The organism is Streptomyces sp. NPDC000941, assembly GCF_053599555.1.
In genome coordinates this window covers 25,338-43,990 of record NZ_JBSFMM010000003.1, presented here as the reverse complement: position 1 = coordinate 43,990, position 18,653 = coordinate 25,338, and the positions used below count along the sequence as shown (strand labels likewise).

Sequence of the window (18,653 nt, the reverse complement as noted above, 5' to 3'; positions counted from 1 at the left end):
CTGTGCCACAGAGTACGGGTGGGCCGTCGCCAAGGTGCCTGCCGCCGACACAGCATCCGGGTCCTGGGCGTGACCGCGCACCCGACCGCCTACAACGCTCATGCTTCGGCGACGACTGGGACATGCGGATGCCGCCCGAGGTGGCCGGGCGGCATGCCTCCGGCGAGGCGGACCGGCGCGTCCTGACCGAGGTCGGCCTGCCGCAGATGGTCACGGATCTGCTGGTCTTCGGGGACATCGCGACCGGCGAGCCGCGTACGGTGGCCTCGGTCTTCTCGAGCGTCGCCGAGGAACGGGTGAACTTCGGGGACGACCTGGTGATCGCCAGCGGCATGGGTGGCCTCACCTGCCTGTCGGGCAAGGACGGCCGCGTCTACTGGTACAAGCCGGGCGACGCGAAGCGCAACGGCGGTCTGATCAACAGCACGCTGGAGTGCTTCGTCGAGACGCTGTGCCGGGTCTCGCTGCTCTTGGCCGACCTGCACCCCGGGGACGAGTCGGAGGTCGGCGAGCTGCTGCGGGCGCTGATCCCCGAGGTCAGCGCGATCGACCCGCCGTCGTTCGAGAGCCCGGTCCAGTACTGGCAGCTGCTGCTGATGTTCAGCCTGCGCTCGATCGCCGCGGAGTAGGGCCTACCGCGAGCCGGCTGCCCGCAGCTCGGCGTGGACACCGGCCACCAGCCGGTCCGTTGATCCCCGCCCAGCGTGTCGGACGTTCCCGCTCAACGGCCCTGCCCGGGTGGGTGGAGGGACTGGTGTCCTCGTAACCGCCACACGACCGAGCAGGGCCACTCTGATGAGCAGGGCCACTCCGATGTTCAAGAGCCGCCGGAGCGGAACCCACGTGAACAAGCCTCCGGGTGCGCGAGCCGGACCATGAGCTCTCTGACCCCGATGGGCGGGCGGATCAGCGCAGTCCGGCGAAGAGGTCGTTCTCGGGCACGGCCGCGCCGGTGGTGTCCTGGACACGTACGAAGGTCTCGACGCCCATCAACTCGGTGAACCTCTCCTGGCCCATCCTGAGGAAGAAGATGTTCTCGCCCTGGCTGGCGTGCGCGGCCAGCGCATCGAACTTCTGGCCGCCGAACGCGGTGGTGTCCACCCAGGTGGTGATCTCCTCGTCGGGCAGTCCGATCTCGGCCAACGCGGCGGCCTCAGCGGGATCCGGCTCCTGCCCGTCCGCACCGAACTCGCGCATGACCTCCCCGAACCGCCGCATCATCGAGTGGGGCGCCGTCGTCCAGTACACCTTCGGTGTCAGCGCGGTCATCGCCAGCGCCGCCATCGTGATGCGGTTGGCCTGGATGTGGTCGGGGTGGCCATAGAAGCCGTTCTCGTCGTACGTGACGACCACATCGGGCTGATAGCGCCGCAAGAGTTCCGCGAGTCGGGCAGCACCCTCCTCCACGGGTGTCTTCCAGAAGGAGCCCGGTGCGTCATTGGCCGGCCAGCCCATCATCCCGGAGTCGGCGTAGTCCAGCATCTCCAGATGACTGACCTTCAGGACTTTGCAGCTTGCCTCGAGTTCTTGACGCCGCATCAAGGCGACGGCCGCCCCATCGTGTCCGGGATCGCCCGGCTTGACACCCTCAGGTCCGTCACCGCAAGCGCCGTCGGTACACGTCACGAGGACCGTGCGAATGCCCTCCGCCGCGTACCGCGCGAGGACACCTCCTGTTCCAGTGGCCTCATCGTCGGGGTGGGCGTGTACCGCCATGAGCGTCAAGGGCAAGTCATTCATAAACAGTCCTCCTGTGCGAAAAGGCCTTGGTCCGAGTCCGCAGCGGGCATATGGCCTCTGTGTTCCCCACCCGTGCGGCGCCGCTCTCTTGGCAGTGCAACAGTGGCGGCCGGACCGGCTGTTCCCGCCGCAGGTGTCGTTCGCCGGTGATGGGGAGTCGGTCGGGGCATGCGGCGCGGGCTGTGCGTGTCCATCGTTCGGCGAACGCGTTGGACCGGGGCTCTGCGGCGGAGTCGGGATGACGGCTGTGCCGTTGCCGGCGAGCCGTCCGACCGTCCTCATCGCGCAAGCCGGCCGAGGAGACCCCCGCCGCGTACAAGGACGTCGACGCGGTGGCCACCGCCACCGAAGGCGCCGGGCTCGCCAGAATCGTCGCCCGGCTGATCCCTTCGGTGTCGTCGAAGGATGAGAAGGCCCCGCGAGCGCGGAAGGCATACGGCGCCGAGGGCTGCCCGCTTCTCGTGGGCCCGGATTGCACGGTGCGCGACTTCTCGCCGCTTCTCCGTGTCTGTTTCTCGCCCTCGGTGCCACTTCCATCACACCACCACACGGCCCGGAAGGCCAGGGCCGGCCGTCACGCCGGGGCAGGGGTCTCGTGGACGGTCCAGTCCGGCGCGACAGGGACGCTCCGACTGCGGACACTTGGGTCAAGGGGCCGCAAACCATGACCATGGGGAGAGCTCGTGGCCGGATTCCGGGATTTCCTGCTGCGGTTCCGTCCGGTCGGCTCGCCGGGCCGGGCGGCGCCCGGGGGTGTCCCGGCGGACCGCGCCGCCGAGCTGGCCGCCGAGCTGACGCCGCCGCTGTCCCTGCTGGAGGAGGTCGAGGCCGAGGCGCGGCGCATCCGTGAAGAGGCCGCCCGCGTGGCGGCGGACAGACGGCGGGACGCCGAGCGGCAGGCCGACACGATCGTGGGGCGGGCACGGGCGCGGGCCGACGAGGTGCGGGCGCAGGCCGCGGCCCGGGTCCGCCGCGCCGCGGAGGCCGAGGCGGCGGAGTCGCTCGCCACCGCGGAGCGGAACGAGGCCGAGATGCGTTCCCGGGCCCGGGCGCGGATGCATGTCCCGACTCCCTTCGGACACTCACTCTTCGGCCTGCTCGTGTCCGCCACGCGGCGGAGCCGGCAGTGCCCATGTGCGGCTCCGCCGCGTGCGGACACTGCCAGCCTCGCAGCCCGCGTCCACCACCACATGAGCCGCATGGCCCCGCTCACCGGACCCCGGCCCGGCGCGAGGGCCATCGGGTACCCACGCGAGGGCCTTCCGCCCATGCCATCGCTCGCCGAACGTGAAACGCTGGACGAAGGAGACCGGCGGAGAGGCGGGGATGCCGATGCGTGCTCATATCGGCGACCACCTGATTGTCGAAAGCCCGACCACGGGTGCGACCAGGCGCGACGGCGAGATCGTCGGCGTCCATCACCACGACGGGACGCCTCCGTACGACGTGCGCTGGTCGGACTCCGGACAGGTGTCTCTCGTGTTCCCCGGACCGGACGCCCATATTCGGACAGAAGCACCTAAGAGCACACGGCCGCTCTCCGACGCGGAGGTGACGGCGCTGGTGCGGGACGCCTCGGCCGCCCCCTCGATGCACAACGCACAGCCCTGGCGATTCCGGTACTACCGCGGCAAACACCTCTTCCACATCACCGCGGACCTGACCAGGACCCTGCCACACTCCGACGCAGACCTCCGCGCCCTCCACCTGGGCTGCGGCGCCGCCCTGATGAACCTGCGCGTCGCAGCCGCGCACACCGGCCGGCCACCGACGACCCGGCTCCTGCCCGACCCCGACGAGTCGACCCTGCTCGCCGCCGTATCACTGACCGGGCCTCCCCGCGACGAAGAAGACCTGGACGCCCTCTACCCGGCCGTCCACACCCGGCACACCAGCCGGGCCCCGTTCGCCGAGACCGAGATACCCGAACCCGTACGCACCACCCTCCGCGAGGCGGCCAAGGCGGAAGGCGTCTCACTGTCCTTCGCCTCCGGATGGCATCTGCAGACGGTCCTGGATCTGACCCTGGAAGCCGAGGCACGCAACCTCACCGACTCGGGCAGCACCGATGACCTCACCCACTGGGCCCGGCTCTCCGAGCAGACACCGCGGTCCGCCGCCGAAGGCGTACCGCCGTACGCCTTCGGCCCCCGCCGGCGCGGCGGCAAGGCCCCCGTACGGGACTTCGCCGGCGGCAAACCCGTACCCGGCCGCGAAAGCGCCGACTTCGAAACCTCCCCCCAGTTGGCACTGCTGGCCACCCCCGGCGACACACCAAAAGACTGGCTGCGCGCGGGCCAGGCCATGGAACGCGTCCTGCTGACCGCCACCCTCGAAGGACTCTCCAGCTCCTTCATCACCCAGGCCCTCGAATGGCCCGACCTGCGCTGGCCACTGCGCGACCCCGTAGCGGGGGCAGGACACGTACACATGGTGCTGCGCCTCGGCTACGGCCCACCAGGCCCCAGAACACCACGGCGCCCGACCCGCCACACACTCGACATCCAGCCCTGACCACGTGTCCGCCACGAGGTGTTGTCAGGAGACGCGTGCCCCCTGAGATCGTCCGGCACCGGTGAAGTGGCATTCGACGTCCACAACCCCTTCCACCGCCCGGATGAGACGTGCGGCCACGGGAATCATCGCGGTGTTCGGGATCTGTCCGCCAAGAGTGACGACGCCCTCGACCACCCGCACGTGTACGGCATGGCTCGCCCCGGGGAAGAGATAGGAAATCACCGTCCGGCGAACCTCTTCCTCGATGTCCTCGTCCGGCCGGAGGAAGACTTTGAGGAGATCGCCCCGGCTGACGATGCCCTGGAGTTTCCCCTCGCTGTCGACCACGGGAAGCCGTTTGACCCGCCGAACGGCCATGATCCGGGCCGCTTCGGCCAGCGTGGCTTCTGCATGGACGGTGACCGCCGGGGCGCTCATCACCTCCTCCGCCGTCACCGCCCCCGCCTTCGCCAGGTCGGGGAGGCGCCGCAACTGCTCGAAGCGGTCCGGATCGCTGTCCCGGAACTCCTCCTTGGGCAGGAGATCCGCCTCGGAGACCACACCGACCACTCGCCCCTCGCCCTCCAGGACCGGCATGGCGCTCACCCGCCACTGGCCCATGGTCCTGACCATTTCCTTGAACGACGCATCGCGCCCGACAGCGACGACCGTGCGCGTCATCACGTCACTCACCTGGTGCGGAGTCTCGGACACGGGAACCTCCTCGTTCCGCCTCTGCCTCACTGAACACTCGACGTACCGGCCACCCCGCCACCTCGATCCCCCATGTGCGGATCCGGGACGGTGAAGACCGGGCACCGCGCGTGGTGAAGCACGCCCTGACTCACCGAACCCAGCAGCATGCCCGCGAACCCGCCGTGCCCCCGCGTCCCCACCACCAGGCCGACCGCGTGGGCGGCCGCCTCGGTCAGTACCTCCACCGGGTGGCCCTTGACGACCTCGTGGTGCAGCTCCACCTCCGGGTGGGTCGCGGTACGACCCGCGACCGTCTCGGACAGCACACGGCGGCATTCCCGCAGCGCCGCGTGCTCGTCCACACGACCGCCGTGGCATCCCCCGCCTGTTCGCGTAGGACCCACGCCGGGTCCCCTTCCGCCAGCAGCATGGACACCTCCACCTCGGGACGCCGGGATTCGGCGAAGGTGACCGCTTTCCTGAGTACCTGGTCACCCGCCGCGTGCAGCGCCTGGTTCCACTCCTCCCAGGACGGCCGCACCTCCCTCGACCGGTATCCCCCGGTCGGAACGCCCTGGGCGTTCACCAGCCGCAGCGGCAACCGGCGCCGGGCCGCCTCGTCCACGGCCCAGGCAAGCGCCATCCGCCTGGCGGGGTCGGGATCGACGCCCACCACGACCGGCCGACGCCCCTGCGGACTCGTCATCGCGGTCTCCCGGGAACCAGGCTCGTCCCTCCCTTTCGCGCTCTCACTGTCCAGCCTGCCCCCGTCTGCCGCCGGTCACCATCCGGCGGCAGCGCCACTGCCGGGTGCCACGCCGGGGCTGGGACGGCCCAGCCCGCAGCCGACATCCCGTATATCCGGATTGCACCCTTGTGTGGCTGCCACCACGATGAGGTCATGGTTCCGATGGGTCCTGCGGACCGTTTCGACGCGTTCCGGGCCCTGGCCGACCGGCGCGGGCGGCCGGGAGACCGGCTGATCACGTCGCTGGCCGAGGCCAGGGCAGGAACGGCGGACAGCCCCGAGGGCTGGGCTCCGAACATCGCCGCCGGTTTCGGTCTGCCCGCTGCCGCCGCGCTCGGACCGGCCGGTTACTACGCGGACCTCGCCGCTCCGCACGGCCGCCGGCACGTCCGGGTCTGCGCGGGCACCGCGTGCTTCGCCGCCCAAGCCGGACGGCATCTCACCGAGGTGGAGCGGGAGCTGGGCGTTCCCGCGGGCACGGCCTCACCGGATGGCGAGACGTCGGTGCAGGCGGTCCGCTGTCTGGGGTACTGCTACGCGGGCCCCGCCGCGCTCGACGGTGACCGGCCCCGTGCGGGCCCGACGCTGGCCGGTCAGCTCGCGGGGCGCGAGCCGCCCCGGGCACCGGAGATCCCGGTGGCCGACGGCACGGGCGCCCCCGTGCTGCTGGCGGGTGTGGTGGCCGGTGAGCCCGCGTGGCAGATGTGGCCGCGGACGGTAACAGCGGGCTCCCCTGACGAGGTCCGGCGAGAGGTGGCCGCGTCCGGGCTGCGGGGGCGTGGCGGGGCGGGGTTCCGGGTGGCCTCGAAGTGGGAAGCGGCGGGCCGGACACCGGACACCGTGGTGGTGGTCAACGGCGACGAGGGCGACCCCGGCTCCTTCGCCGATCGGCTGCTGATGGAGGCGGATCCGGAGCGGGTGCTGGAGGGCCTGGCACTGGCCTGCTTCGCGTGCGGGGCGCGCCGGGGTGTGGTGCTGGTGCGCTCGGAGTATCCGCGTGCGCTGACCCGCGTGCGGGAGGCGGTCGAGCGGGCTTACGCCGCCGGACACTTCGGTTCTTCCGTTCACGGAACGGCCACGGCCATGGACGTCGAGGTGGTGGAGGGGGCGGGTTCGTACGTCGCGGGTGAGGAGACCGCGCTGATCGCGAGCTTGGAGGGGGACCGGGGGTGCGCCCGGCCGCGCCCGCCCTACCCGACCCGGCGCGGGCTGTGGGACGCGCCGACGGTGGTGAACAACGTGGAGACCCTGGCGGCCGTCCCGTGGATCGTCTTCCGGGGCGGCGAGGCGTACGCCCGGCGGGGGGTTCGAAATGAGACCGGTACGAAGCTGGTCTGCCTGTCGGAGCGGTTCGCCCGGCCGGGGGCGTACGAGGTCGAGCTGGGCACCCCGCTGTCGCGGATCGTCACCGAGTTGGGCGGCGGTCTGCGGGAGGGGTGCGAGCTGACGGCTCTCCAGGTCGGCGGGCCGCTGGGTGGTTTCCTCGCCCCCGACGCGCTGGACGTGCCGCTGACCACCGCCGATCTCACGGCCCGGGGCGCCGCTCTCGGCCATGCCGGACTGGTCGCCTTCGACCAGCGGGTGACACCGGAAGAGGTGTTGCGGCACATCTGGCGGTTCGCCGCGGCCGAGAGCTGCGGCGCCTGTTCGCCCTGCCGCGTGGGCTCGCGCCGCGGCCTGGAGCTGGCGTCCGCCGACACTCCGCCCGGGGAGGAGTGGGAACGGCTCGCGCGTGTTCTGGCCGAGGCGAGCCTGTGCGCCTTCGGCCGGCGGATCCCACCCGCCGTACACAGCCTCGCCCGCGCCTACGGGGACCGGCTGGCGGGATGGGCCCCATGACCGGAATCGAGATCGAGGTCGATGGCAGGGGCATCGCCGTCCCCGAGGGGGCCTCACTGCTCGCGGCGGTGCGGATGGCCGGAATCGAGCTGCCCACGCTCTGCTCCGACGACCGGCTCAGCCCCGCGGGCTCCTGCCGTACCTGTCTGGTGCGGGCCGACGGACACATCGCGGCGGCCTGTGTGACCCCGGCCGTGTCCGGTGTCCGCGTCGAAACCGCCACCGACGACCTTCAGCGGCTGCGTCGGGACGCGGTGGAGCTCATCGTCTCCGCCCTGCCCTCCCGTGCCCTCGCGACCGGCAACCCCAGCGAACTGGCGCAGGTCTGCCGGTCGACGGGTATCGGTCCCGAGGCGGCGCGGGGTGCCGGAGGCCGGGGCGGGGACGACTCCCATCCGTACGTCCACCTGGACCGGGATCTGTGCATCGCCTGTGGCCGGTGCGTCCGCATGTGCGCCGAGGTACAGGGCACCTTCGCCCTCACCCTGGTCGGCCGGGGCGCCGACACCGTGGTCGCCCCCGGCACCGGCGGGCCCTGGGCCGAGTCGGACTGCGTGGCCTGCGGCGGCTGCGTCGACACCTGCCCCACCGGCGCGATCACCGAGCCCGGACCGGGGCGCGGGCTCACCTCCGCCCACCGGCCGCCCGCCACCAGGCCGACCGCCACCCGTACGACATGCGGCTACTGCGGTGTCGGCTGCGCGCTGGACGTCGTCACCCGCGACGGCGAGGTCGCGGCGGTCCTGCCCGCCCGGGACGGCCCCGTCAACCAAGGGCACGCATGTGTGAAGGGCCGCTTCGCCCACGGCTATCTCACCTCCCCCGAACGGCTCACCCGGCCCCTGCTGCGGCGCGACGGCCACCTGGAGGCCGTCGGCTGGGACGAAGCGCTCGGCGAGGTCGCCCGCGGACTGCGCGCGGCCATCGGCGCCGGGGGCCCGGACGCCGTGGCGGCGATCTCCTCGGCCCGTGCCACCAACGAGGAGAACTACCTCGTCCAGAAGTTCATGCGGGCCGTGGTCGGCACGAACAACGTCGACAACTGCTCCCGGCTGTGCCACTCCCCGTCCGCCGCCGGCCTGACCGCCTCCTTCGGGCTCTCCGGCGGCACCGACACCTTCGACGACGTCGAGCGGTCCGACTGCCTGCTGGTGGTCGGGGCCAACCCCGTCGAAGCCCATCCGGTGGTCGGAGCGCGACTGCTCCGGCGCGTGCTGCGCGGGGCCAGGCTGGTCGTCGCCGATCCCCGCGCCGTCGGCCTCGCCCGCCACGCCGACGTGCATCTGCGCCCCCGACCCGGTACCAACGTCGCCCTCTTTCACGGGCTCGCCCACGTCCTGCTCGCCGAAGGCCTCGCCGACGAGGGGTTTCTGCGTGAACGGGCCACCGGCCTGCCGGAACTCGCCGAGTTGCTGGACGACTACCCGCCCGACCGGGTCGCGGAGATCACCGGCGTCCCCGTCGCGGACCTGATGGCCGCCGCCCGGCTGTACGGCCGTGCCCGACAGCCCGCCATCGTCTACGGACTGGGCGTCACCGAGCACCTGCACGGCACGGACGGGGTGCGGTCCCTGGCCAACCTGGCGATCCTGCGCGGCGCCGTGGGCACCGACCGCGGGTACGGGATCAGCCCGCTGCGCGGCCAGAACAACGTCCAGGGCGCCTCGGACATGGGCGCGCTGCCCGACTTCCTGCCCGGCTACGGAAAGGTGACCGACCCTGCCGTACGGTCCCGGGCCGAGGCGGTGTGGGGGACACCGGTTCCGGGGCGGCCCGGCCTGCGGATCCCGGACATGTTCGCCGCCGCGCGGGCGGGGGATCTCCGGGCCCTGTGGGTCATCGGCGAGGACGTCTGCGCCACCGACCCCGACACGAACCGGGTGGCCGAAGCCCTGGACACCTGCCCGCTCGTGATCTGCAACGAACTGTTCCTGTCCGAAACCGCCCGCCACGCCGACATCGTGCTGCCGGCGGCGTCCTGGCTGGAGAAGGAGGGCACCTTCGTCAACTTCGACCGACGGTTCCAGCGGGTCAGGCCCGCCGTGCCCCCGCCGGGCGAGGCACGTACCGACTTCGAGATCGTCCACGCCGTGGCGACGGCCATGGGCACCGCCGTCGGCTGCCCGACTCCGGCCGAAGCCCTGGCCGAGTGCGGCCGGGTCGCACCCGTCTTCGCGGGCCTCTCACATGGCCAGCTGGACCGCGACGGTGCCATCCCCTGGCCATGCCCGGACCCGGACCGCGCCGGCGAAGCCAAGCTGTACGAGGAACGGTTCGCCACACCCGACGGACGCGCCCACCTCGCCGCACCCCCCTATCTGCCGCCGGGCGAGCAGCCCGACGACGACTATCCGCTGATCCTGGTCACCGGGCGGCGCTGGGCCCACTACAACTCCGGGAGCATGACCCGCCGCGGCGCCAACCTCACGCTCGATCCGACCGACTTCCTCGACCTCAACCCCGACGACGCCCTCCGGTACGCGGTGCGCGACGGCCTGCCGCTCACGGTGGAGAGCCGCCACGGCCGAGCCCACCTCATCGCCCGGATCAGCGAACAGACAGCCCCCGGCCAGGTCTTCTGTTCCTTCCACTTCCCCGCGAGCGGAGTCAACCGCCTGACCTCCGGCCACGCGGACACCGTCACCTCCTGCCCCGAGTACAAGGTCACGGCGGTGCGCCTGACCGTGCCGTGACCGCGTCCAGGGACACCGCGGTTCCCGCCGTGACCCGCGGAGCCGGACATCCCCCAGCCTCGGGGGGCGACGGGTGCTCTCCCGCGGCCCTGTTCCGTCAGCCTCGCTGAGGAACGACGGCGACCGGGCACTCGGAGTGATGCAGCAGGGTGTGGGCAACCCTGCCGAGCTGCAGACCGAAGTGGCCGTGTCGTCTCAGAGCGCCGACGACAATCAAGTCGGCACCGGCCGATGTCTCCACGAGGGCCTTGTGAGCGGGGCCTTCGACCGGCCTGCGATGTACATCGACTTGAGGATGCTCCCTCACCGCCTCGCGTAGTGCGTCGGTGAGTTCGGCCGAGGCCCGTTCCTCATGTACTCGAGCCGCATCGTCCGCGAGCAGAGGGTGGTCCACGTGTTCATGGGCCGGACAGCGCCAGGCCCGTACGGCCTCCAGGGCGCAGCCGCGGGCCTCGGCCTCGCTCAAGGCGAACCCCACTGCGTCCGAGCCCTTGGCCGGGTCACCGACCCCGACCACCACCCGCCCGAAGGCTCCCCGCCGGTTCTGCTCCGAACCACGGACCACAATGACCGGACACTCGGCGCGGGCGGCCACCGTGAGACCGACCGACCCCAGCAGCAGCCCGGCCAGCTCGCTACGGCCGCGAGAACCGGTGATCAGGACACCTGCCTCATGGCCCTCGCTCAGCAGCGCGGAAACGGCATCGTCGGGCATGACCTCGCCCGACACCTTCACCTCTGGATCGCGAAGCGCGGCCCGTTCCGCGCACGAGGCGATGATGTGCTCCGCCATGAGCTCTTCGGCGGGACGATCAGTGCTGAAGGACGGACGCCCTCCCTCATAGCGCTCCCACCGGGAGGCGTAGACAAGCCGCAGCGGCAGCCCGCGGCGTGCCGCCTCGTCCACCGCCCAGTCCACTGCCTCCAAGCTGGAATCCGACCCGTCGACGCCCACGACCATAGAGGTTTCCATCGTCCCTACCGCCTTCCGTCCCGGCAGCCGAGCACCCCCCGTAAATACCCTCGCACCGCTCAGGTGCCATCGCGACACACGGACCGCTCTCAAAAGCTGGGCAGCCCGTGGCCACTCACCGGCCGACCGGCCCCATGCGCCGGGCACGTGAACGCCCAGATGGTGCCATCGACGGCGGAAGCTGAGGTGGCAGCCTGTTCCGTACTCTGGCGGCATGCGCATGCGTCCCACTTTGAGCTGGACCCCTGCCGAGGACCTGCCGCCGGGCAGCACGGATCTGGAACCGGTCGCCAAAGCGCTGAGCACCGGCGGTGTGCTGGTACTCAGCGGGGCCGGCATCTCCACCGAGTCGGGCATCCCCGACTACCGGGGCGAGGGCGGGAGCCTGAGCCGGCATACCCCGATGACCTACCAGGACTTCACAGCCGACGCCCAGGCCCGGCGCAGGTACTGGGCTCGCAGCCACCTCGGCTGGCGCACCTTCGGCCGCGCCCGCCCCAACACCGGGCACCGGGCCGTGGCCGCGTTTGCTCGGCATGGCCTGCTCTCAGGTCTGATCACCCAGAACGTCGACGGCCTTCACCAGGCCGCCGGCAACGAGGGCGTCGTGGAACTCCACGGAAGCCTGGACCGGGTCGTCTGCCTTTCCTGCGGCGCCCTCGGCCCGCGCCGCCAACTCGCTCGACGACTGGAGGAGGCCAATGAGGGCTTCGAGCCGGTGGCCGCCGGAATCAACCCGGACGGTGACGCCGACCTCACCGACGAACAGATCGGGGACTTCCGCGTGGTGCCCTGTACGGTCTGCGGCGGCATCCTCAAACCGGACGTGGTGTTCTTCGGCGAAGCCGTTCCGCCACGGCGGGTCGAGCACTGCCGCAAGCTGGTCCACGAGGCGACCTCGCTGCTGGTCCTGGGGTCCTCACTGACGGTGATGTCCGGGCTCCGGTTCGTCCGCCAAGCGGCCCAGGCCGGAAAGCCGGTGCTGATCGTCAACCTGGCCCCGACCCGGGGCGACCAGCACGCCGTCACCCGGGTCGCGCTCCCGCTGGGAACGGCCCTCACCGCCGTGGCCGGCCGACTGGGCATCCCGGAGTCGGCACAAGCCTGACGCGAAGCACCCCGGCTCCCCCGGTCCCGCTCAGCATCGCGACTCCTGGCGGCGCAGTCGGTCGACCCGCTTGGCCCCCTGGTCTCGCTGCTCGACCAGACCGGCGCCACGCAGGACCGCGCCCGAGCAGGCGCGCAGCGCCTTGGAGGTGGCGGGCCATCGCCAGGCTGGACGCGGACTTCCGGCTCGGACGGTCGGCGGTCGGACTGGACAGACCCCGCCCGGGAAGTAGGCGCCCGCCGCGCCCTTCCATCGTGACCTCGCCGTCCGGAGCGGTCCGCGGCTGCTCGATCATCGCGTCGTGCGGCAGCGTCACCGCCCGAAAGGGGATCACCTGACCGGAGAGTTCCGCGAAGGGGTTGACCTTGGGCCGGACCTGCCAGCCGTCGTTGAAGGACGTGGTGTGCCGGAGCCCTGGGCAAGGCGCCCGCTCCCGGGCTCGTACTGGGCGGCGTGTGCGGAATCCAGTTCGGCGCCGTCTTTTCGCCCCGGATATACCCGCAGGTAGGCGCCCCCGGCGCCGTGTTCCTCCGCTTTCTGATCGCGGGCGTACTGCTGTGCCTGCTGTGGTGCCGACGACGCGAGGCGTTCGACGCGATGAAGGGCACCTGGGGGACGGTGATGGGCCGGCTACACCCTCGTCTCCTCCCGCATGGCACGACGGATGAGCGGCGGCCAGGGACTGGCGGCCGCGGTGCCGTGGGCCGGACTGCCGAGCGCCCCGTACGGCGTCGCCCACGCCGGGAGCGCGCTTCTCGACCCCCGCGTCCTGGCGGTGGCGGCATTGGTGGCGGTCTCCGCCGGCGTGCCGCCCTACTCGTTCAATCTGAAGGCTTTGCGCCGGATCCCGCCCCGCGTGTTCGGCGTGCTGACCAGCATGGAACCGGCGGCCGGCGCCTTGTTCGGATTCCTCCTGCCCGGGCAGCGGCTCACCGCCGCGTTCCCCCGCCACCGGCAACCGTCCGCGCGCCGGTGCTGGAGTGTCCTCACCGTACGATGAGAGAACCGTCGGCGGTCCTCACGGCACAAGGTCGCAGCGAGGTGTTGTCCCCACGCCGGGCAACCAGAGGACGGTTCACCATCCGGCCGGCGGCAGCCAGCCGGGCCGGCAGAAACAGGCAGAGATGAGTGAGCAGCGCGACCGCAGCGACCCCACCGGTACGGCAGTCGGCGCATCCGCGTCGGACCATTACCGACAGCGCCGCCGGCGACGGGTTCTCTGGCAGCTCGGCCTGTGCGTGGTCGCGCTCGTACCCTGGACTGTCTACCTGGCGGTATCGCTGCCGGATCACTTCGAGGCCCGGTATTGGCCCATGGTGTGGGTGGGCTTCGACGTAATGCTCCTCGCGTCGCTGGCCGCCGCGGGAGTGGCGGTGTGGCTGCGGCGGCAGGCTCTGGTCCCGCTCTCGTTCGTGGCAGCAACGCTCCTCGTCTGCGATGCCTGGTTCGACATCTCCCTGAGCTGGGGGAAAGACGATGTCTGGTGGAGCCTCGCTTCGGCAGCGCTGTTTGAGCTGCCGCTCGCCGCCCTGCTCATCGCGCGGGCACGACGGGTGCTGAAGATATCGGCCCGGCTGGCCTGGCAACGGCTCGGCCTGCCGGGAGATCCACCACCACTGCACAAGATGCCCCTGTTCGTCGCCCTCGCGTCAGTGCACGGCGGTGAGGCCCCGACGAAGGGCGGGAGGCTCGGCCTGCACGAGAGGGCATCAGGCACGTAGAGCGCAGGTCACGAGGCCGGCGCAGCTCCCGGTTTGCCCGGAGTGGCCAGCATCAGCATCATGCGCGACGAGATGCCCGCCGAACGGCTCGGCTCAACACCGCCGCCCGCACAACCAAGGGGAAAGCCAACCGAGTTGGGCATGGTGGCGACGTGCCCGCGCGGGCTGGAACCCGGCCGACGCCATCCGGGCCGCTTGCGCATGGAGCCGACACACTTAAAGTTAAATCAACGGGTTGATTTAAAGAGAGAACGCGACCCACCGCCGCCCCTTGCCATTCACTCCGCCACGACGTCACACCCGAGGAAGCGAGCTCGGCCCACCGCGCCCTGCTGGAGTATGTCGCCGGCCAGGTCGACGAGAAGCTCGCCCAGCCGGGGGACGACCTGCTGTCCGAGCTCGCCACCCGCGTCCACGACAGCGACCTCACCCACCAGCAGGCCGCGTCGATGGGCCTGCTGCTCCTGGGCGCCGGCCACGAGACCTCCGCCAACATGATCGCGCTGAGCACCGTCGCACCGCTGGAACACCCCGACCAGCTGGCCATCGTCCGCGACACCGATGACCCCAAGGTGCTCGCGAGCGCGGTGGACGAACTGCTGCGCCACCTGACCATCATCCACCTCGGCAACCGCCGGATCGCCCTGGAGGACATCGAGATCGGCGGCCGGACCATCCGCGCCGGGGAGGGCATCGCCATCCCCAGCAACACCGCCAACTGGCAGGCCGACGTCTTCCCCGACCCACACCGCACGGTCGGTATCGCGCCGAGCATCACCGCCCCAGCCACCGGCACGACCTGATGACACATCACGACGGCGGCGGCCATATCCGGCCAGAGTCCCGCCCCTCCTTGAAGCGGGACACCCTCAGAGATACTTTAAATAAGTCCATTGCTTTAAAAGCGAAACGGACTGCGTCCATCCCCCACCCGAAGAGGCCAGATGAGCCAGAACGACCCCGCCGTCCGCCTGCCACTGCCCACCGACGGACCACTGGACCCGCCGCCCGAATGGGAAACGCTGCGCGCGCAGTGCCCGGTGGCCGGCGTGGAACTCCCCAGCGGGGACACCGGCACCCTGCTGACCCGCTACGACCACATCAGGACGCTCCTGTCGGACCCCCGCGTCTCACGCCCGACCCCCGCAGACAACAGCGCGAGGATCGCCCCGGAAGGGCGCGGCGGCGTGTCGACCAACAGCGACATGGCGCTTTCGATCCAAGTCAACGGCGAAGGCCACCAGAGGTGGCGGCGGCACGTGGGAAGGTATTTCACCGCCAAGCGCATGACGGCGCTGCGGCCCGGCATGAAAGCGACGGCAGAATCTCTCGTCGACGCCATGGTGAAAAGCGGTGCGCCCGCCGACCTCAAGGCGGCGCTCGGCTTCCCGCTGCCGGTCTATGTGATCTGCGATCTCCTCGGCGCCCCCGCCGGGGACCGGGACCGCTTCTCGTACTGGTCCGACGCGTTCCTGAACGTCAGCCGCTACTCGCTGGAGGAGACCCGAACAGCCCACCAGGACTTCTCCGCCTACATGACCGAACTCGTCGAGGCCAAGCGCACCGAGCCCGGCGACGACCTGATCAGCACCCTCATCAAGGAGAGCCGGGCCGAGGGCGAGGGGCTGACCGGCCCCGAACTCCGCGACACCGGCATGGCCCTGCTGGTCGCCGGGCACGAGACCACAGCGAACATGATCGGCAAGATGGCCGCCATGCTGCTCGCCGACCGCACCCAGTGGGCCAGCCTGCTCGCCGACCCCTCCCTGGTGCGCACCGCGGTCGACGAGGCACTGCGCTCCGACGCCAACCTGGGCGGCTTCGGCGTCCGGCGCTACCTGCCCGAGGACTTCGAACTCGACGGGACGTTACTGCCCCGCGGTACCACCGTCTTCTGCGCCCTGTCCTCCGCCAACCGCGACGAACGGGCCTTCAGCGACCCGGACCAGATGGACCTCACCCGCAGCCCCAACCCCCACCTCACCTTCGGCGCCGGAGCCCACTCCTGCCTGGGCCAGTCCCTGGCCCGCACCGAACTGCAAGTCGTCCTCGAAGTTCTCCTGCACAAGCTGCCGAGCCTCGACCTGGCCGTACCGGCCACGGACTTGCAAAAGGTCGAGGGACTCTCCGTCGGCGGCCTGCGCGAGGTCCCCGTCCGATGGTGACCCGCCCCACCGAGACCACCACACCGACCGACACCACAACCGAAGGCACAACCGAAGGCACGGCCAAGAGGCCGGCCACGAAGAAGGGAGCCATCATGAAGATCACCGTGGACCAGGACAAGTGCTGCGGCGCGGGGAGTTGCGTCCTCGCCGCGCCGGACGTCTTCGACCAGCGCGACGAAGACGGCATAGTCGTCCTCCTCGACCCCGAGCCCGCCGAGGACCACCACGCGGCCGTCCGCGACGCGGCCGCCGTATGCCCCGCCGCCGCCATCGCGCTCAGCGACGCATGACGGCTTGAACCACGCCTGAGAGCCAGGGCGCGGGGCACATTCGGCAGTCCCGGACGCGCCCCGCCCCCGCGGCGGGTCCGCCCCTCGAACCTCGGGCGGACCCGTACCCGGGTGCTGACCAGGCGGCGGCGAAGTCGTCCGCCCCGATAGGCATACGGCTCCACGGCGACGCCGACGGGGGCCGGCATGATGATCCTTGACGACCGCCACCCGGCGACCTGCGCGGCGCGCTTCGGCCGGTGGCCTCCGGATTCCTCAGCGGGGCGGACTCACAGGGCGTTGGAGCCGGTGTAGCGCAGGCGCTGGTCATGTGCGGAGCGCTGCCGGTGGGGCGGCGATGATCGTCCGCGCCGTCGCCACCGCCGACTCACCAAATGAGGCCGACTCTTAACTCTCTCGGCCGTCCTCGACCACCTCCACCCGCGGTGTTCGCAGGTTTCTCGGGTCGACGCGCAGCGCGCGGCGGTCCGTGTTCCGCATCGCGATGAGGTCCTCGTCCCACCGCGCGTCGCGCAACTCGGTGTCGGTGAGCAGCAGGTCCGGGTCGTCTCGCCCGGTGGCGGCCAGATGGCCGACGAAGCCGAGCGGCAGCCGCTCGACGCGCCATCCCGGCCAGGCGGCGGCCGTGCGTACCGTAAGTCGGCGAGGTACGGGCTCCGTGGTCCAGTAGCGCAGTCGGCGTGCGGGGAGGTCGACGACCACGCCGGCGTTGACGGTCCCTTCCATCGGCATGGGGTACGGGGCGTGGGCAGGCAGCGTCTCGGTGAGGGACTCGCCGTGCCGGGCCAGCCACGGCACGACCTCGCGGATGGCCAGTTGGTGGTCCAGCACTGCGCGATCGGCCCTGATGAGGCTCACCACCGCTTCGGCGGGCGCGAGGAGGTCGGCGATGATCTCGCTGTGGAGCACCGAGATCCGCCATTCGCCGGGGTCCCAGCCGACGAACCAGTCCTCGCGTGAGGTCAGCGGCACCGCGTCGGGCAGTGCCGGGTCCGTCTCGACCTCGGCGAAGACCGGCTCCGCCCCCGCCACCATGTCGGCGAAGTCATCACGTCCGCCCCAGGCATACTCCACATCCCAGCCATCCCAGTCCGATGCCGTCGCCCGCCGCCGCGCGTGACAGTCGAGGTAGTGGACGCCCGGCGGGTCGCAGCTGTAGTAGCGGTACCGGCGGGCGACCAAGTCGAGGGCAGCGCCGCGGCAGAAGGCACCGCCCAGAAGACCTCGGGCGCGGCCGTCGCCCACGCGCGTGCCGCCGCGAAACACCGCCTCGACAAGGCGCATACGGTCGGTCGCGTCGGTGAGGTCCCACATGCCCCACTTCTCCCCCATGACCCAGCTCGTGCCGTCCTCGGCCCGCAGGGCATACGCCGTCCAGCACCCCATGTCAGCACGGTAGCGCCCGGGCGGCTGCAGCGCGGGTTCAGACAGCGCTTGACCCGCTCACCGCGCCACGCCCCCATGCTGCGATTTGAGCGGCTGTGCAGGTCGGGTCGCGTAGCAGGTCGCGCAGGGCTACAGCGTCGTCGTGGGTGGTTTGACGGGGATGCCGGAGGCTTCCAGGTACATCACGCCGGTTGCCGCCGCGACCGCGAGGCGCGGCAACCGGGATTCCGTAGTCCTCCGGAGCCGGATTGCCTGCGCCGGCGATCTCGGCGACCCGCAGGATCCATGAGACGTCGACGTGCAGATCCATGACGCGGCGCGCGCCCCCGAAGCGGGCTTGTGGGCGTCCCCGGCATCGTCGAACACGTGCTGATGCTCGTCAAGGAAAAGTCGTCGGCTTTCAGAGGGATGCGGAACGGTTCACAGCTTTTCGAACGGATCGTGCTCGGCGAGCAACTTCTCCATCCGCGCCTGATCGACCCGGCTGACGATCTGCCCGGCCTCCTGCCGGTCCCGGATCACCTTGGCCAGGGTAAAAGCGGAGGTCACCAGATAGAGGACGGCGATGGCCAGGAAGCCGCGTACCCAGGCGTCGGCGTTCAGCCGGAAAATGCCGATAGCGGTGGCCGCCATGGCGACAGCGAAGGAGGCGACCGCCTGACCGTAGAACGCGGCCGTACTCTGCTGCCTCACTGATGTCTCACTCATGCGGACAAGAATCGGCCGAGGCCGCCCGCCCCGCATCCGACCCGATACTCAGCTATGTACTCAGAAATCAGGCCCACGACGCCGCAC

18 protein-coding genes and 2 pseudogenes are annotated in these 18,653 nt (G+C 71.1%); 11 read left to right on the top strand and 9 right to left on the bottom strand.

Going from position 1 to position 18,653, the window contains the following annotated elements:
- The first annotated feature begins 2 nt into the window (after positions 1 to 2).
- On the top strand, positions 3 to 629 hold the full coding sequence (locus ACWDSL_RS01775; RefSeq protein WP_450480640.1) for an SUKH-4 family immunity protein: 627 nt from the start codon (positions 3 to 5) through the stop codon (positions 627 to 629).
- Between the two features lie 277 nt (positions 630 to 906).
- Here the strand turns inward: ACWDSL_RS01775 and ACWDSL_RS01770 are convergent, their stop codons facing one another.
- Positions 907 to 1,740, bottom strand: coding sequence for a PIG-L family deacetylase (locus tag ACWDSL_RS01770; RefSeq protein ID WP_450480638.1), 834 nt, complete (start codon positions 1,738 to 1,740; stop codon positions 907 to 909).
- A 245-nt stretch (positions 1,741 to 1,985) separates the two neighbouring features.
- Here ACWDSL_RS01770 and ACWDSL_RS01765 point away from each other — a divergent pair, with 245 nt between their 5' ends.
- On the top strand, positions 1,986 to 2,408 hold the full coding sequence (locus ACWDSL_RS01765) for an RtcB family protein (RefSeq protein ID WP_450480822.1): 423 nt from the start codon (positions 1,986 to 1,988) through the stop codon (positions 2,406 to 2,408).
- Here the strand turns inward: ACWDSL_RS01765 and ACWDSL_RS01760 are convergent.
- Complete coding sequence (locus ACWDSL_RS01760) at positions 2,388 to 2,801, bottom strand: hypothetical protein (RefSeq protein WP_450480636.1); 414 nt, start codon at positions 2,799 to 2,801, stop codon at positions 2,388 to 2,390. The genes ACWDSL_RS01765 and ACWDSL_RS01760 overlap by 21 nt on opposite strands.
- Positions 2,802 to 3,027: 226 nt before the next feature.
- On the opposite strand from ACWDSL_RS01760, the gene ACWDSL_RS01755 reads away from it, so the two are divergent.
- Positions 3,028 to 4,254: an Acg family FMN-binding oxidoreductase gene (locus ACWDSL_RS01755; protein WP_450480635.1), complete on the top strand. Its 1,227-nt coding sequence runs from the start codon at positions 3,028 to 3,030 to the stop codon at positions 4,252 to 4,254.
- 24 nt (positions 4,255 to 4,278) lie between these two features.
- Here ACWDSL_RS01755 and ACWDSL_RS01750 read toward each other — a convergent pair whose 3' ends face one another.
- On the bottom strand, positions 4,279 to 4,950 hold the full coding sequence (locus ACWDSL_RS01750; protein ID WP_450480633.1) for a CBS domain-containing protein: 672 nt from the start codon (positions 4,948 to 4,950) through the stop codon (positions 4,279 to 4,281).
- A gap of 26 nt (positions 4,951 to 4,976) precedes the next feature.
- A pseudogene (locus ACWDSL_RS01745) lies at positions 4,977 to 5,638 on the bottom strand (universal stress protein).
- A 195-nt stretch (positions 5,639 to 5,833) separates the two neighbouring features.
- On the opposite strand from ACWDSL_RS01745, the gene ACWDSL_RS01740 reads away from it, so the two are divergent.
- Both ACWDSL_RS01740 and fdhF read left to right on the top strand, forming a co-directional pair.
- Positions 5,834 to 7,519, top strand: a complete 1,686-nt coding sequence (locus tag ACWDSL_RS01740) for an NAD(P)H-dependent oxidoreductase subunit E (RefSeq protein WP_450480631.1) — start codon at positions 5,834 to 5,836, stop codon at positions 7,517 to 7,519.
- A complete protein-coding gene (gene fdhF, locus ACWDSL_RS01735) occupies positions 7,516 to 10,212 on the top strand; it encodes a formate dehydrogenase subunit alpha (RefSeq protein WP_450480629.1) in 2,697 nt (898 codons plus the stop codon). The genes ACWDSL_RS01740 and fdhF overlap by 4 nt, the downstream gene beginning before the upstream one ends.
- Before the next feature lie 97 nt (positions 10,213 to 10,309).
- Here the strand turns inward: fdhF and ACWDSL_RS01730 are convergent, their stop codons facing one another.
- Positions 10,310 to 11,185, bottom strand: coding sequence for a universal stress protein (locus ACWDSL_RS01730; RefSeq protein ID WP_450480627.1), 876 nt, complete (start codon positions 11,183 to 11,185; stop codon positions 10,310 to 10,312).
- A 214-nt stretch (positions 11,186 to 11,399) separates the two neighbouring features.
- Here ACWDSL_RS01730 and ACWDSL_RS01725 point away from each other — a divergent pair, with 214 nt between their 5' ends.
- The 3 genes from ACWDSL_RS01725 (at position 11,400) to ACWDSL_RS01715 (ending at position 14,014) form a co-directional block, all read left to right on the top strand.
- The gene (locus ACWDSL_RS01725) at positions 11,400 to 12,293 is read left to right on the top strand and encodes an NAD-dependent protein deacetylase (RefSeq protein WP_450480626.1); all 894 of its coding nucleotides are present in this window, start codon (positions 11,400 to 11,402) and stop codon (positions 12,291 to 12,293) included.
- A 652-nt stretch (positions 12,294 to 12,945) separates the two neighbouring features.
- Positions 12,946 to 13,293, top strand: coding sequence for a hypothetical protein (locus tag ACWDSL_RS01720; RefSeq protein ID WP_450480624.1), 348 nt, complete (start codon positions 12,946 to 12,948; stop codon positions 13,291 to 13,293).
- Between the two features lie 124 nt (positions 13,294 to 13,417).
- Positions 13,418 to 14,014 carry a hypothetical protein gene (locus tag ACWDSL_RS01715; protein WP_450480622.1) on the top strand — a complete coding sequence of 199 codons (597 nt, stop codon included), beginning with the start codon at positions 13,418 to 13,420 and terminating at the stop codon, positions 14,012 to 14,014.
- A 278-nt stretch (positions 14,015 to 14,292) separates the two neighbouring features.
- On the opposite strand, the gene ACWDSL_RS01710 is transcribed toward ACWDSL_RS01715, so the two are convergent.
- A complete protein-coding gene (locus tag ACWDSL_RS01710; protein WP_450480620.1) occupies positions 14,293 to 14,493 on the bottom strand; it encodes a hypothetical protein in 201 nt (66 codons plus the stop codon).
- Here ACWDSL_RS01710 and ACWDSL_RS01705 point away from each other — a divergent pair.
- The 3 genes from ACWDSL_RS01705 (at position 14,464) to ACWDSL_RS01695 (ending at position 16,472) form a co-directional block, all read left to right on the top strand.
- Positions 14,464 to 14,817 (top strand): cytochrome P450, encoded by a 354-nt coding sequence (locus ACWDSL_RS01705; protein WP_450480618.1) that lies wholly within the window; start codon positions 14,464 to 14,466, stop codon positions 14,815 to 14,817. The two genes, ACWDSL_RS01710 and ACWDSL_RS01705, sit on opposite strands and share 30 nt — an antisense overlap.
- A 141-nt stretch (positions 14,818 to 14,958) precedes the next feature.
- A complete protein-coding gene (locus ACWDSL_RS01700) occupies positions 14,959 to 16,179 on the top strand; it encodes a cytochrome P450 (protein ID WP_450480616.1) in 1,221 nt (406 codons plus the stop codon).
- A 95-nt stretch (positions 16,180 to 16,274) separates the two neighbouring features.
- Entirely contained in the window at positions 16,275 to 16,472 is a 198-nt protein-coding gene (locus tag ACWDSL_RS01695; RefSeq protein ID WP_450480614.1) for a ferredoxin, read from the top strand.
- Between the two features lie 387 nt (positions 16,473 to 16,859).
- On the opposite strand, the gene ACWDSL_RS01690 is transcribed toward ACWDSL_RS01695, so the two are convergent.
- From ACWDSL_RS01690 to ACWDSL_RS01680, 3 genes and pseudogenes are all read right to left on the bottom strand, one after another.
- On the bottom strand, positions 16,860 to 17,858 hold the full coding sequence (locus tag ACWDSL_RS01690) for a hypothetical protein (RefSeq protein WP_450480612.1): 999 nt from the start codon (positions 17,856 to 17,858) through the stop codon (positions 16,860 to 16,862).
- Positions 17,859 to 17,895: 37 nt separating this feature from the next.
- A pseudogene (locus tag ACWDSL_RS01685) lies at positions 17,896 to 18,168 on the bottom strand (hypothetical protein).
- A 110-nt stretch (positions 18,169 to 18,278) separates the two neighbouring features.
- Positions 18,279 to 18,566: a YiaA/YiaB family inner membrane protein gene (locus tag ACWDSL_RS01680; protein ID WP_353596635.1), complete on the bottom strand. Its 288-nt coding sequence runs from the start codon at positions 18,564 to 18,566 to the stop codon at positions 18,279 to 18,281.
- Between the last annotated feature and the right edge of the window lie 87 nt (positions 18,567 to 18,653).

Bases quoted from the DNA above. Each gene is read 5' to 3' on its own strand.
- ACWDSL_RS01760 (WP_450480636.1), bottom strand. From the start codon at position 2,801: ATGCATCCGCGCCCGGGCCCGGGAACGCATCTCGGCCTCGTTCCGCTC.
- ACWDSL_RS01720 (WP_450480624.1), top strand. From the start codon at position 12,946: ATGGCACGACGGATGAGCGGCGGCCAGGGACTGGCGGCCGCGGTGCCG.
- ACWDSL_RS01740 (WP_450480631.1), top strand. From the start codon at position 5,834: ATGGTTCCGATGGGTCCTGCGGACCGTTTCGACGCGTTCCGGGCCCTG.
- ACWDSL_RS01705 (WP_450480618.1), top strand. From the start codon at position 14,464: ATGGGCCTGCTGCTCCTGGGCGCCGGCCACGAGACCTCCGCCAACATG.
- ACWDSL_RS01700 (WP_450480616.1), top strand. From the start codon at position 14,959: ATGAGCCAGAACGACCCCGCCGTCCGCCTGCCACTGCCCACCGACGGA.
- ACWDSL_RS01680 (WP_353596635.1), bottom strand. From the start codon at position 18,566: ATGAGTGAGACATCAGTGAGGCAGCAGAGTACGGCCGCGTTCTACGGT.
- ACWDSL_RS01690 (WP_450480612.1), bottom strand. From the start codon at position 17,858: ATGGGGTGCTGGACGGCGTATGCCCTGCGGGCCGAGGACGGCACGAGC.
- ACWDSL_RS01730 (WP_450480627.1), bottom strand. From the start codon at position 11,185: ATGGAAACCTCTATGGTCGTGGGCGTCGACGGGTCGGATTCCAGCTTG.
- ACWDSL_RS01770 (WP_450480638.1), bottom strand. From the start codon at position 1,740: ATGAATGACTTGCCCTTGACGCTCATGGCGGTACACGCCCACCCCGAC.
- ACWDSL_RS01715 (WP_450480622.1), top strand. From the start codon at position 13,418: ATGAGTGAGCAGCGCGACCGCAGCGACCCCACCGGTACGGCAGTCGGC.
- ACWDSL_RS01725 (WP_450480626.1), top strand. From the start codon at position 11,400: ATGCGCATGCGTCCCACTTTGAGCTGGACCCCTGCCGAGGACCTGCCG.
- ACWDSL_RS01695 (WP_450480614.1), top strand. From the start codon at position 16,275: ATGAAGATCACCGTGGACCAGGACAAGTGCTGCGGCGCGGGGAGTTGC.
- fdhF (WP_450480629.1), top strand. From the start codon at position 7,516: ATGACCGGAATCGAGATCGAGGTCGATGGCAGGGGCATCGCCGTCCCC.